Source organism: Catellatospora chokoriensis, from assembly GCF_011297315.1.
GTDB lineage: Bacteria > Actinomycetota > Actinomycetes > Mycobacteriales > Micromonosporaceae > Catellatospora > Catellatospora citrea.
This window is the reverse complement of sequence record NZ_JAAOTI010000004.1, coordinates 184,572-197,658: the sequence shown is the minus strand read 5'-3', so window position 1 is coordinate 197,658 and position 13,087 is coordinate 184,572. Positions and strand designations below refer to the sequence as shown.

At 70.0% G+C, this 13,087-nt stretch carries 14 protein-coding genes; 9 read left to right on the top strand and 5 right to left on the bottom strand.

The features are described 5' to 3' along the window. Positions 1-65 precede the first annotated feature (65 nt). The 4 genes from HAV39_RS08070 to dnaN are packed head-to-tail and all read right to left on the bottom strand — an operon-like array spanning position 66 to position 3,758. A complete protein-coding gene (locus tag HAV39_RS08070) occupies positions 66-596 on the bottom strand; it encodes a DciA family protein (RefSeq protein WP_191838542.1) in 531 nt (176 codons plus the stop codon). Further along, entirely contained in the window at positions 589-1,695 is a 1,107-nt protein-coding gene (recF, locus tag HAV39_RS08065) for a DNA replication/repair protein RecF (protein ID WP_191838541.1), read from the bottom strand. The genes HAV39_RS08070 and recF overlap by 8 nt, the downstream gene beginning before the upstream one ends. A gap of 1 nt (position 1,696) precedes the next feature. Beyond that, positions 1,697-2,572: a phosphogluconate dehydrogenase (NAD(+)-dependent, decarboxylating) gene (gnd, locus tag HAV39_RS08060; RefSeq protein WP_191838540.1), complete on the bottom strand. Its 876-nt coding sequence runs from the start codon at positions 2,570-2,572 to the stop codon at positions 1,697-1,699. Between the two features lie 37 nt (positions 2,573-2,609). After that, positions 2,610-3,758, bottom strand: a complete 1,149-nt coding sequence (gene dnaN / locus HAV39_RS08055; protein ID WP_191838539.1) for a DNA polymerase III subunit beta — start codon at positions 3,756-3,758, stop codon at positions 2,610-2,612. 646 nt (positions 3,759-4,404) lie between these two features. On the opposite strand from dnaN, the gene HAV39_RS08050 reads away from it, so the two are divergent. Beyond that, entirely contained in the window at positions 4,405-4,941 is a 537-nt protein-coding gene (locus HAV39_RS08050; RefSeq protein ID WP_191838538.1) for a SigE family RNA polymerase sigma factor, read from the top strand. Beyond that, entirely contained in the window at positions 4,938-5,699 is a 762-nt protein-coding gene (locus HAV39_RS08045) for a hypothetical protein (protein WP_191838537.1), read from the top strand. The genes HAV39_RS08050 and HAV39_RS08045 overlap by 4 nt, the downstream gene beginning before the upstream one ends. Here HAV39_RS08045 and dnaA read toward each other — a convergent pair. After that, complete coding sequence (gene dnaA, locus HAV39_RS08040; protein WP_191838536.1) at positions 5,686-7,320, bottom strand: chromosomal replication initiator protein DnaA; 1,635 nt, start codon at positions 7,318-7,320, stop codon at positions 5,686-5,688. The two genes, HAV39_RS08045 and dnaA, sit on opposite strands and share 14 nt — an antisense overlap. A 668-nt stretch (positions 7,321-7,988) precedes the next feature. Here dnaA and rpmH point away from each other — a divergent pair. From rpmH to HAV39_RS08005, 7 genes are all read left to right on the top strand, one after another. After that, positions 7,989-8,126, top strand: a complete 138-nt coding sequence (gene rpmH, locus HAV39_RS08035; protein ID WP_120317612.1) for a 50S ribosomal protein L34 — start codon at positions 7,989-7,991, stop codon at positions 8,124-8,126. Positions 8,127-8,146: 20 nt separating this feature from the next. Further along, positions 8,147-8,590: a ribonuclease P protein component gene (gene rnpA, locus HAV39_RS08030; protein ID WP_191838535.1), complete on the top strand. Its 444-nt coding sequence runs from the start codon at positions 8,147-8,149 to the stop codon at positions 8,588-8,590. Then, positions 8,587-8,871 (top strand): membrane protein insertion efficiency factor YidD, encoded by a 285-nt coding sequence (gene yidD / locus HAV39_RS08025; protein WP_191838534.1) that lies wholly within the window; start codon positions 8,587-8,589, stop codon positions 8,869-8,871. Before rnpA ends, yidD begins: the two co-directional genes overlap by 4 nt. Next, entirely contained in the window at positions 8,868-9,740 is an 873-nt protein-coding gene (yidC, locus tag HAV39_RS08020) for a membrane protein insertase YidC (protein ID WP_373311819.1), read from the top strand. Before yidD ends, yidC begins: the two co-directional genes overlap by 4 nt. Positions 9,741-9,964: 224 nt before the next feature. Beyond that, positions 9,965-10,519, top strand: coding sequence for a Jag family protein (locus HAV39_RS08015; RefSeq protein WP_373311820.1), 555 nt, complete (start codon positions 9,965-9,967; stop codon positions 10,517-10,519). Between the two features lie 26 nt (positions 10,520-10,545). Beyond that, a complete protein-coding gene (gene rsmG / locus HAV39_RS08010) occupies positions 10,546-11,262 on the top strand; it encodes a 16S rRNA (guanine(527)-N(7))-methyltransferase RsmG (RefSeq protein WP_191838740.1) in 717 nt (238 codons plus the stop codon). A 520-nt stretch (positions 11,263-11,782) separates the two neighbouring features. Continuing rightward, on the top strand, positions 11,783-13,054 hold the full coding sequence (locus HAV39_RS08005; RefSeq protein ID WP_373311821.1) for a ParA family protein: 1,272 nt from the start codon (positions 11,783-11,785) through the stop codon (positions 13,052-13,054). The last annotated feature ends 33 nt before the right edge of the window (positions 13,055-13,087 follow it).

Genomic DNA, 13,087 nt, shown 5'->3' with positions numbered 1-13,087 from the left:
GATGATCGCTGTTTGTGGTCCGGAGGTGCGGTCCGACGGCAGCATGAGGCGGGTGGCCGGGTGGGTCAGCCGTAGGTGTCGCCGGGGCCGGTGCCGCGGACGCGCTTGCGCCCGTGGGTCCAGGAGGGGGCGGCGGGGCCGTGGATGTGGAGTTTGGTGACGACGTTGTTGCCCACGGTGCCGGCGATGCGAGTGAGGATCGTGCGGGCGAGCAGGCGCAGCTGGGTCGCCCAGGCCGTGGACTCGGCCTCCACGGTCAGCTCGCCGTTCTCCAGCTTCACCGGGCGGCTGTGCGCGGCGATGTCCGGGCCGACGCACTTCTCCCACTCGCCGAACACGGTCGCCTCGGCCGTCGGGCGCTGCCAGCCGCGCGCCTTCATCAGCCGGGACAGCACGTCGCCGAGCTTGGCCGGGTCGCGCGGGTCGGGCCCGGGGCCGGAGTAGCCGCGCGGCCGGTAGCGGGCGGGGCTGTCGCCCTTGGCCCGGGCCTCCGCCGCGGCCTGGTGCCGCGCCGCGCGTTTCTTGAGCGCCGCGTCCAGCGCGGCCCGCGCCAGCTCCGGGCCGTGCTGCTCCGCGGGGGGTACGGGATCAGCCACGGTTCACCTCCCCGGGTGTCACGAAGTATCGCGCGCCGCGCAGTGCGGCCGGCACGTCGGCCTCCACCGCACACGTGATGATCACCTGGGCGGCGTCGCCGATGAGCTGGGCCAGCCGTTCGCGCCGGCCGGTGTCCAGCTCGGCGAACACGTCGTCGAGGACCAGCACCGGCTCGATGCCGTCCGCCCGCAGCAGGCTGTAGCCGGCCAGCCGGAGCGCGAGCGCGTACGACCATGACTCGCCGTGGCTGGCATAGCCCTTCACCGGCAGGTCGCCGAGCCGCAGCACCAGGTCGTCGCGGTGCGGCCCGGCCAGCGTGGTGCCCCGGGCAATCTCGTCGGCGCGCACCTCGGCCAGCGCGGCCAGCATCGCCTCCGGTGTCGGCTCGGGCACCGAGGCGCGGTACTCCGCGACCGCCTTGCCCATTCCGGCGCTGACCTGCTGGTAGGCGTCCTCGAGGTAGGGCGCGAGCTGCTCGACGAGGGCGAGCCGGGCGCGCAGCAGCTGCGCCCCGTGCTCGGCGAGGTGGCTGTCCCACACTTCGAGGGTGCTCAGGTCACCGCCCCGCGCCCCGCCGACCTTGCGGCTGAGGTACGCGGTGCGCAGCAGGGCGTTGCGCTGCTTGAGCACCCGGTCGTAGTCGGCCCGCACCGCGGCGAACCGGGGCTGCCGGGCCGTGAGCAGGTCGTCCAGGTAGCGCCGCCGCTGGTCGGGATCACCGCGAACCAGGGACAGGTCCTCCGGCGCGAACAGCACGAGCCGCAGCGCGCCGAGGATGTCGCGGGGGCGGCGGGCCGGGGACCGGCCGAGCCGGGCCCGGTTGGCCTTGCCCGGCACGATCTCCAGCTCGACCAGCAGCTCGCGGCGCTCGTGCACGATCGCGCAGCGGATCACCCCGGTGCTCGCGCCCACCCGCACCAGCGGGGCGTCGGTAGAGACCCGGTGGCTGGCCAGCGTGGCGACGTAGCCCAGCGCCTCGACCAGGTTGGTCTTGCCCACCCCGTTCGGGCCGATCAGCACGTTCGGCCCCGGCTCGAGGTCGACGCCCACCCGTGGGTACGAGCGGACGTCGACGAGTTCGAGCCTTCTGACGTACAACTCAGCCGGCCTGCTGCACGGCGTGTCCACCGAACTGGTTGCGCAGCGCGGCGATCGCCTTCATGGCCGGGGAGTCGTCCTGGCGGGACTCGAAGCGGGCGAACAGCGCCGCGGAGATGACGTGCATCGGCACCGCGAGGCGGATCGCCTCCTCGACGGTCCAGCGGCCCTCGCCGGTGTCGTCGGCGTAGCCCTTGAGCTTCTCCAGGTGCGCGTCGTCGGTGAGCGCGAGGTCCATCAGGTCGAGCAGCCAGGACCGGATGACGGTGCCCTCCCGCCACGACCGGAACACGCCCGGCACGTTGGTGACCAGCTCGGAGGCCTCCAGCAGCTCGAAGCCCTCGGCGTAGGCGTGCATCAGGCCGTACTCGATGCCGTTGTGCACCATCTTGGCGTAGTGGCCGGCGCCGACCGGGCCGGCGTGCACGAACCCGAACTCGCCGGCCGGCTTGAGCGTGTCGAAGATCGGCATCATCCGGGCGACGTTCTCGTCGGAACCGCCGACCATCAGGCCATAGCCGTTGTCCTTGCCCCAGACGCCGCCTGACACGCCGACGTCCATGTAGCCGATGCCCCGCGTGCTCAGCCGGCCGGCGCGCGGGCCGTCCGAGGAGAAGCGCGAGTTCCCGCCGTCGATGATCAGGTCACCGGGGCTGAGCAGCGGGGCCAGCTCGTCGATGGTGGCCTCGGTGACGCCCGCGGGCACCATCACCCACACCGCGCGCGGGGCCGCCAGCTTGGCGACGAGGTCGGCCAGGTTCTCGGCGTCGGACAGTGCCGGGTTGCGGTCGTATCCGACGACGTCGTGACCCGCCTCGCGCAGGCGGTCACGCATGTTGCCGCCCATCTTGCCGAGTCCGACCAGACCGAGCTGCATGTCTTCCCCCTTGGTGCGTTGGAGCCTGGCCGCTGTGTCAGCGGCCCACCCTGATCGGCATGATCAGGTAGCGGAACCCGGGAATCGCCGCACCGTCGGCGTCGGCGGGGGTGATCACCGCGGGCTTGAACGGGTCGTTGAATGAGAACACCGCGGTCGGCGCGCCGAGCGCGGCCAGGCCCTCGATGAGGTACTGCGGGTTGAAGGCGATCGTCATCGACTCACCGGTGAAGGTGGCGTCCATCGCCTCGCTCGCCCGTGCCTCTTCGGTGCCGCCCGCCTCGACCACGAGACCATCCTCGCTGAAGCTCAACCGCACCGGCGTGGCTTTCTCGGCGACGAGCGAGACGCGCTTGACGACCTCGACCAGCGCCGAGACGGTGACCCGGGCCTCGGAGGCGTAGCTGGGCGCGAACAGCGAGCGCACCGGCGGGTACGACTGGCCGTCGAGCAGGCGGCTGGTGGTGCGGCGGGAGCCGCCGACCTTCGAACCGCCCAGGAAGCCGATCATGCCCTCGCCCGCGCCGCCGCTGGCCAGCGCGATGGTGACGTCGCCGCCGGTCGGGCCGAGCGTCTTGGCGGTGTCGGCCAGGGTGCGCGCCGGGACGAGCGCGTTGACGCTGATCTCCGGGTCGTCCGGCGTCCAGGAGATCTCCCGGATGGCCAGCCGGTAGCGGTCCGTGGCGAGCAGGGCCAGGGTGTCCCCGGACAGCTCCAGCCGCACGCCCGTCATCATCGGCAGGGTCTCGTCGCGCCCGGCCGCGATGGCGACCTGGGACACGGCCGAGGCGAACACCGCGGCGTCGACGCGGCCCGCGCTGGCGGGCAGCTCCGGCAGGGTCGGGTAGTCCTCGACCGGCATCGTCGGCAGGGTGAACCGGGCGCTGCCGCAGACCAGCTCCAGGTGCGCGCCGACGGCGGCGATCTCCACCGGCTTGGCCGGCAGGGCCTTGGTGATCTCGGCGAGCAGGCGGCCGGAGACCAGGGTCGCGCCGTCCGCGTCGGCCTGCACCTCCACGTCCACCTGGTTGGAGACCTCGTAGTCGAAGCCGGAGACGTGCAGGCGGCCGTCGGCGACCCGCAGCATCACGCCCGCGAGGACCGGCACCGAGGGCCGGCTCGGAAGGCTCTTGGCGGTCCAGGCCACGGCGTCGGCGAGCGCGTCACGCTCTACCCGAAACTTCATCTCAGCCCTCCTGTGGTCACGTCGATGCTGCCAAGCTGACCACTGAAACCTTAGGACCTCCGGGCGATCTCCCCTCGGCGACCCCTGTGGATCGGCGGCGGCCGAGCATCCACAACTTCCCGAACCCCGATGATTTCTTGATTTCTCTCTTAGAGATAACTCCCGTCTTCATCATCGGTGCTGTGGAAACTGTGGATTAACGCCGTTACCCCTGGTCAGTGCGCATGCAGGGCTGTGGAGGAGCGGTGGACGGGCGGTGGATAACCGGCCGAGTTCTCCACAGCCCGAGCTTCGTCCACCGGTTGTCCACCGGCGTCCACAGGTTATCCACCGGCAATCCCCAGTGGTTCTCCCCAAACTGTGGACACAGGCCATCCACGTTCTCCACAGCGATATCCACCGATCATGGCTCGCTGTCCACGGATCAAGGGCTCCGTCCACACGGGCGTCCACACTCTTTCCACAGCAAGATTTTTGGCGGAATCTCTGTCCACATCCGTCCACAGCGGATCCACAGGCAATCCACCGGGTTATCCACGGAGTTATCCACGATCACTGTGGACAACGGGCAACCTTTCCCCTCCGCGGACGACTTACTGGGGGCGTACCCGGCTCGGAACACCCCCTACCCACAAGGCGGATCACGATGGACGCATCGCGCGCCGACGAGTTCGAGGCGTTCGTCCGGGGGCGGACACCGGCGCTGCTGCGAGCGGCGTATCTGCTCACCGGTGACCAGCATCTGGCCGAGGATCTCGTCAACGACGCCCTGATCCGCACCCATCAGGTGTGGCACCGTCTGCGCGACAGCAGCCCGGAGGCGTACACCCGCAAGATCATGTATCACCTGCAGATCTCGTGGTGGCGTCGCCGCAAGCGCTCCCCGGAACGGCTGACCGACCTGCCGCCCGAGCCGGGTGCGGGTCTGCGGCACGCCGTCGACGAGCAGGCGCGGGCGGTCACCCGGCTCGCTCTCCAGGATGCGCTCGGCCACCTCGGCGCCCGCCAGCGTGCCGTGCTCGTCCTGCGCTACTTCGAGGACCGGACCGAGTCGGAGGTCGCCGAGCTGCTCGGCGTGACGGTCGGCACGGTCAAGTCGCAGTCGTCCAAGGCCCTGGCGAGGCTGCGCACGGTCGCGCCGCATCTGCTCGACTCCCCGATCAGCGACAGGAAGCTGCGATGAACGACTTCTTCCGCGCCGGACTCGCCGACCTCGCGGCACAGGTCGAGCCTGTCGACCTCTACCCCCGGGTGCTCGTCGCGTCCCGCCGCCGGACCCGGCGCAGAACGGCCGCGGCGCTCGTCGCCGTCGCGGTGCTCTCCGGCGGCACGGTCGCCGCGACGACGCTGTACGCCGGGCGGTCGAGGAGTCCGGTGGTCACGTCCTCCGCGTCGGCCTCCGCTTCCGGGCCTGCCGTGGCGTCCCCCACCGCGGCCCGGTCCGCGCCGAAGGTCGACGTCGGCAACTCTTCCTTCGAGTTGCCGGAACTGGTGCTGTGTACGGCGGGCCGGCGGACCTTCGTCGACGGCGTCGAGAAGGACCCTCCTTATAACCGGCTGTCCGTCTCCGAGCTGTCGCCGCCGGTGCGCGCCGATCTCGACGGGGTGCCCGGCGACGAGCTTGTGGTTCTGGTCAGCTGCCGGATCGACGGGATCTTCACGCGCGATCAGCTGCTGGCGCTGACCGTCGCCGACGGCACGCTCCGCCCGCTCGGTTTCGTGCTCGACCCGGCCACTTTCGCGTTCGGGCCGTCGATCGACCCCGCGCACGTGTCGGTACGCGGGGACGTGGTCACGGTGCGGATCGAGGGTCGCGGCAACGATGACGGGGCCGAGCGCATCGAGCCCGAGGAGCGCGGGTTCGCGTACCGCGATGGGGCTTTCGTCCAGGTCAGCGGACCGACGTTCCCGCCGCCTCCGCTGCCCCCTAGATCTGCTTGATGCGGTTGGTGAGTTCGGCAATCTGGTTGTAGAGGGACCGCCGCTCCGCCATCTGCTGCCGGATCTTGCGGTCGGCGTGCATGACCGTGGTGTGGTCGCGGCCGCCGAAGGCCTGCCCGATCCGGGGCAGGGAGAGGTCGGTCAGCTCGCGGCACAGATACATGGCCACCTGACGCGCGTTGACCAGCACCCGGGAGCGGGAGTGGCCGCGCAGGTCCTCCAGGCTGACGCCGAAGTACTCCGAGGTGGACAGCATGATCTGGTCGGCGGTGATCTCCGGTGCGGCGTCGTCGGGGATGAAGTCGCGCAGCACCTCCTCCGCGATCGACAGTTTGACCTGCTCGCGGCTGAGGTTGGCGTACGCCGTGACGCGGATCAGCGCGCCCTCGAGTTCGCGGATGGAGTTGGACACCCGGGAGGCGATGAACTCCAGCACGTCGGCGGGCGCGTGCAGGCGCTCCTGGGCGGCCTTCTTCTGCAGGATCGCGATGCGGGTCTCGAGGTCCGGCGGCTGGATGTCGGCCAGCAGGCCCCACTCGAACCGGGTGCGCAGCCGGTCCTCCAGCGTCGACAGCGCCTTGGGCGAGCGGTCGGAGGTGATGACGATCTGCTTGTTCGCGTTGTGCAGGGTGTTGAAGGTGTGGAAGAACTCCTCCTGGGTCCGGTCGCGCTTCTCCAGGAACTGGATGTCGTCGATCAGGAGGATGTCCACGTCGCGGTAGCGGCGCTGGAACGCGCTGGCCTTGTCGTCGCGGATCGAGTTGATGAAGTCGTTGGTGAACTCCTCGGTCGACACGTACCGGACGCTGCGGGCGTGGCCGAGCTCCTGGGCGTAGTGGCCGATCGCGTGGAGCAGGTGGGTCTTGCCCAGCCCCGAGCCGCCGTAGATGAACAGCGGGTTGTAGGCCTTCGCCGGGGACTCGGCGACCGCCACCGACGCGGCGTGCGCGAACCGGTTGGAGGAGCCGATGACGAAGGTCTCGAAGCGGTACTTCGGGTTCAGCTTGTTGCCGCCGGCGTCGCCCGCGGCCGAGCCGGGCGTGGCGCCGGGACGGCGCTCCCGTTCCTCGCGTACCGCGGCGAGCGGGTGCGGCACAGCGCGGCTGTCCATCGGGCCGGTGCCCCGGCCGGGGCCGGAGTCGGATGGTCCGTCGCGGTCGGGGGTGCGCAGCGCGGCGGCGCGCACCGGGGCGACCTCGGGGTGCCGCGGCACCGGGACGGCGAACAGCGCGTCCTCGCCGTCGGCGGCGGGTGCCACGACGGGGTGCTCGGTGGGCGGCGGGGTGTAGACGGGCGCGGTGTACGCCACCGGGGTGTACTCGGTGGGCAGCGGCGGCGGGGGCGGTGGCGTCGCGCGGGCCGCGGACTCGTCCGGGGGCCGCACCTTCACGGCCACCTGCACCGGCCGGCCCATGATCCGGGACAGCGTGTCGGTGATGGCGGTGCGCAGCTTCGTCTCGATGATGTCGCGGATGAACGCGTCCGGCACGCTCAGCAGCACGAGGTCGTCGACCACCGCGAGGGCCTGGGTGAGCCGCAGGTACGCGCGGTGCTGCGCCGAGACGATCTCGTCGGCCAGCTCGTCGGTGGCAGCCAGCCACACGGCGTTGAGGTCGCTCACCTGTCAGCCTCGTTCATGCGCTCGACCCTTCGATTCCGTGTAGCGGGGGCTCGGTTCCGGACCGGGCTACCCGTCAGCTCCCGCACGACGGCTCCGATCAATGACGGTGTAATCACGGTCCGTGGTTTTCCCCCGGGTTATCCCCCGAATAAACGAGGTTCTCCACAAGTTATCCACAGGCTGTGTGTCGATCGGTATCCGGGGTCCGGCTGGTGTGGGTCGCCCTATCCGGCGCAAGAGCGCCTGCAACACGGCCCACCGTGCCGAACGAGCCACCTTATTGCCCGGTTTTGCGGTAACCGCCACAATTAATGGGCAGCGCCGTCAGTCGGGCACTCCGGCACGCTAACAGGGTTATCCACAGGCGTCCACCTGTTGTCCACAGCTTCACTCTCGGTGAGTGTTGATAACGACACTGTCGGTTGCCACCGAGCGCCCGCTGTTGACACGATGAGTGAGCTGCGAAGAGTTCTTGGCGGACATCGACCGCACGTGTACCCTGGAGCGGTTGCTCCATCACCCTCTGCTAGGGTGTCGGTTGCGGCGTCCGCCCTGACTCAGACAAGATCGAGATCTTTCGTCCCGATCCTGCCGTCAACCGGGCGGTGCATCCGCGAGAAGCTAGAACATCCCCGCTCAAGGGCGGGGCGATCCCCAGGAGACCTGACGTGAGCAAGCGCACGTACCAGCCGAACAACCGTCGGCGCGCGAAGACCCACGGCTTCCGGCTGCGTATGCGCACCCGCGCCGGGCGCGCGGTGCTGTCGTCGCGCCGGGGCAAGGGCCGCGCCCGCCTGGCGGTCTGAGACCCCCGGACGGGCCTCGGATGCTGCCAGCTGCGCACAGGTTGAGGCGAAGCGCTGACTTCGCCGCCGCCGTGCGGGCCGGCCGCCGAGCCGGTCGTGGCGCCGTGGTGGTGCACCTGACGGTGCCCGCAACGGCAACCGAACATGAAACGGCGTGGCAGGGAGACGCTCCCGGCCACGCCGTTGTCGTGCCCGGGCAGGTCTCACAGGCGGGATTCGTGGTCTCCAAGGCGGTGGGGAACGCGGTGACCCGCAACACGGTGAAGCGCCGGCTGCGTCATCTGGCGGCCGACCGGTTGGGTCGGCTGCCTGCCGGGTCCACCGTAGTGGTGCGCGCGCTGCCGCAGGCGGCGTCCGCCTCGTACGAACAGCTGGGCCGGGACCTTGACGGCGCGCTCGCCGCGGCGCTCAAGCGCGACCCCGGCCAGGCCTCGCGCCGCAGGTCAACGGGGGGTAAGCCATGACGCAGCCGTCGCGACCCACGACACTCGCCGGGCGCGTGCTGGCCCTACCCATCATCGCGTACCGTCGTTGGGTGAGTCCGGGCCTGCCGGCCCGTTGCCGGTTCTACCCGTCTTGCAGCGCGTACGCGCTGGAGGCGATAGCGCTCCACGGCGCGCTGCGGGGGTTCTGGCTGACGGTCAAGCGGCTCGGTCGCTGCCATCCCTTTCACCCGGGCGGATATGACCCTGTGCCACCCAACACCCGCCGTAGTACTGATGTGACTGGAGCAACACCCTCATGATGGACTGGATCTACACGATCGTCTCGAAGGTCCTGCTGCTATGGCACAGTCTCTTCGACAAACTCTGGGGCGACGGCACGTGGCTCGCCACCAACTGGGACTGGGTCCTGGCGATCGTGTTCCTGGTGCTGACGGTGCGGGTGTTGCTGTTCCCGCTGTTCATCAAGCAGATCCGCTCACAGCGGGCGATGCAGACTCTCCAGCCGCAGCTCAAGGCGCTGCAGGAGAAGCACAAGGGTGACAAGGAAACGCTCCAGCGCGAGATGATGGAGCTCTACCGGCGGGAGAAGGCCAACCCGCTGATGGGCTGCCTGCCGCTGCTGATCCAGATGCCGATCTTCTTCGGCGTGTTCCACGTCATCAAGCGCCTGGGCACGGGCACCGTCGACGAGACCCTCTACGGGTGGACCGCGGCCCAGTTCCAGAGCGGCATGTCCGCCGACCTGTTCGGCGTCTCCATCGGCGCGACCTTCCGTGACGGCGGCACCGCCGCCGTGCTCTGCGGCATCCTCGGCGTTGTCATGATCATCACGACCTACATGACCAGCCGCCAGATGATCCTGAAGACCGGCTGGTCCGAGGACCCCACCCAGAAGATGATGCAGAAGCTGATGCTGTACGGCATCCCGGCGACCCTGATCATCTCCGCCGTGGCCTTCCCGCTGGGTCTGATCATCTACTGGACCACGACGAACCTCTTCACCCTCGGCCAGCAGATGTGGGTGCTGAAGAAGTACCCGCCGCCGAAGATGGGCGGCAAGCCGGAGCCGAAGGTCGTCGACCCGGAGGTCGCCAAGGCGCTCGCGCCGAAGGTGGGCGCCAAGCCGGCCAACGCCAAGCGCAAGACCGTGAAGAAGAACGTCGGCTGAGCTGTGACATGGTTGCCCGCTACCGCCGCCTTAATCGGTGTCATCCTCCGCTCCGCTGCGGATGACACCGAGCGGCCGCTACCGCAGGCAACTCGCGGCTGACTGCCACCCCCACACAGACCTGCTCGTGATCCCCGCGTCGTGAGGCGCGGGGCCGATCACGGGGTTTTGATCGGACCGAACACCCGGAGAAGAACGTGACCGACCAGACTGAGCTGGACGACGTGGCAGTCGAAGACCTCGCCGAGACCGAGGACGGCGCGGCCGAGACCGAGGAGGGCGCCGACGAGGCCGCCACTCCCAAGCGCAAGGCCACCAGCGACGCCGACCTGTTCCGCCAGAGCGAGATCGCGGCGGACTACATCGAGGGCCTGCTGGACATCCTGGACGCCGACGGCGACATCGACGAGCTGGTCTCCGCCGGCCGCCCGGTGGTCGAGGTGGTCGGCAGCCGCCTGCAGTCCCTCGTCGGCCCGCGCGGGGCGACCCTGGAGGCCCTGCAGGAGCTGACCCGCCTGGCGATCTTCAAGCAGACCGGCGAGCCGAGCCGGCTGCTGCTGGACGTCGGCGGCTACCGCGACCAGCGTCGCAAGGAGTTGGGCGCGCTGGCCAAGAACGCGGTCGAGAAGGTCAAGCAGCACGGTGAGGCCGTCAAGCTGGAGCCGATGTCCGCCTTCGAGCGCAAGTGCGTGCACGACGTGGTCAACGCCGCGGCGGGGGTGCAGAGCGAGTCCGAGGGCGTCGAGCCCAACCGTCGGATCGTGGTACGTCCGGCGTGAGTTCCGACGACGTGACGGAGCCGGTCATCCCCGACGGGGTGACCGGCTCCGTGCTCTCCCCCGACCTTCGTCCGGCCGCCGAGGCACTGTTCGGCGACCGGCTCGACACCGCCACGCGTTACGTGGCGCTGCTGGCCACCGACGGCGTGGTGCGTGGCCTGATCGGCCCGCGCGAGGCCCCGCGGCTGTGGGATCGGCACCTGCTGAACTGCGCCGCCGTGGCCGAGCTGATTTCCCCGTCCGCCACGGTCGTCGACGTGGGCTCCGGGGCGGGTCTGCCCGGTATCGTGCTCGCAGTGGCTAGACCGGATATTTCGGTCATTCTGGTTGAACCACTGGCACGTCGGACCGCCTTCCTGGAGGAGGCGGTGGCAGCCCTCGGCCTGACCGGCCAGGTCACCGTGGTACGCGGCCGCGCGGAGGAGCAGATCGGCCAGCTCAGCGCGGACGTGGTCACCGCTCGCGCGGTGGCGCCGCTGGACCGGCTGGCGGGCTGGTGTCTGCCGCTGGCCTCACTGGGTGGCCGCCTGCTGGCGCTCAAGGGGGTGTCCGCCGCCGACGAGATCGTGGAGCACGGCGACGCCGTCGCCCGGCTCGGCGGCGGAACGCCCGTGATCCACCAGTGCGGCGTCGGGCTGATCGATCCGCCGACCACCGTGGTGGAGATCGTCCGGGAGCGGGAAGTCGTGCCGAAGACTGCCAAGCCGTCCCGGCGGGCAGGGCGCGGAGGACGGCGGCGCTGAGCGGTGCGCCCTCCGCTCACGGAGAGGGCGCACGACGATGGGTGTCCTACAAACCGACGGTGCCGGTGCGTCCGCCTCGGCCGACGTGCCGCACCCCCGTACCTACGCCGGGGCGTTCCCCGGTGCGGGCGCGGCCATCCGCTCACCCCTGTCCGGTGCGGTGCTCGCCACCGGCACGCCGCCTGCCAGACGGGTCATGCGCGCCGCGCCCGTCGCTCCCGTGGCCGGCGGCTGGCCGGGTGTTTCGGCGGCGCGGAGACAACTCGGATGTCGCATGTCACTCGTGCCGGGATTCTTGGTGTATGTCCAGCCAGAAGGCGGTCTCGGGCGTGCCCAACCGGACGACTGTGGTAGCTTCCGTCGCCCGACCGCCGTAGGCTGGCCGCGCGTCGATAATGTGGACCCGACTGTCGCGGGTGCGGTCGTTGCACCGCCGGCAGAGACGCCAGCGCGCGCCGGACCGGCCGGCGCAGCCATCCGATCCGATGCGGGCAGGGATGACACGGTGCAGGAATACGGCATGAGCCTCCCCCAGGGCTCTTACGGCGTTGTTTCACGTGAAACATCAACCCCGGCGCAGCGAGGCGCCGCCAACCCGGGCTCCGGTATGAGGCCGACCGTCGCGAACACGTATTCGTCCAGCGCGGTGGACCCCTACCCGGTGCCCAGTGGTCCGGCGAGTCCTGACGCGACCGGTTTCCGCGCGACGGCCTCGGTGCCGCCACCGGGGAGCAGTGTGCCGCCCGCGGAGTTCTCATCAGCTCCGCACGGCGCCACCGGCTACGTGCCGGTGTCCGCTCCCCCGGCCAACCGGCCGCCGTCGCCCCGCCCTCAACCCAGTTCTACGCATGTCGCGGGTGAGGATCAGAGTGCGACCGCGTACGGTGCTTCTGACGCGAACACGACAGCGTCCGGTAGTTCGGAGGACCCACCGTTGGCCATGGAAGCGATGCGCGCCGTACAGATCCTGAACCCGAGCGGCGAGGTGACCATGCCTCGCCCGACCCGGCAGCGTGTCATGTGCGTCGCCAACCAGAAGGGCGGCGTGGGTAAGACCACCACGACCGTGAACCTTGCGGTGGCCCTGGCCCTGCACGGCAACCGTGTCCTGGTGGTCGACCTCGACCCGCAGGGCAACGCCTCGACCGGACTCAACGTGCCGCACCACGCGGGCGTGCCGGACGTCTACGACTGTCTGATCGACCAGGTGCCGATGGAGGAGGTGGCACAGGCGGTCGAGGGCATTCCGAACCTCTACTGCGTGCCGGCCACCATCGACCTCGCCGGTGCCGAGATCGAGCTCGTCTCCGTGGTCGCCCGCGAGTCGCGGCTCGGCCGCGCGATCCAGGGCTTCCCGATGGAGTTCGACTACGTCTTCATCGACTGTCCCCCGTCGCTGGGCCTGCTCACGGTCAACGCGCTGTGCGCCGCCCAGGAGGTGCTCATCCCGATTCAGTGCGAGTACTACGCGCTGGAGGGCCTCAACCAGCTCCTGAACAACATCAACCTGGTGAAGGCCCACCTCAACCCGAACCTGGACGTGTCCACGATCCTGCTGACCATGTACGACCGCCGTACCCGCCTTGCGGACGCGGTCGAGCAGGACGTGCGCAACCACTTCGGGGAGAAGGTGCTGACCTCTGTCATCCCCCGCAACGTGCGCGTCTCCGAGGCACCGAGCTACGGGCAGTCGGTCATGACTTATGATCCCGGTTCGCGCGGAGCCACCAGTTACTTCGAGGCCGCGCAGGAGATCGCCGAGCGCGGCGCGAAGATCGGAGTTGCGGCATGACCACGCGGAACAGCATCACTGCGGAAGGCGAGG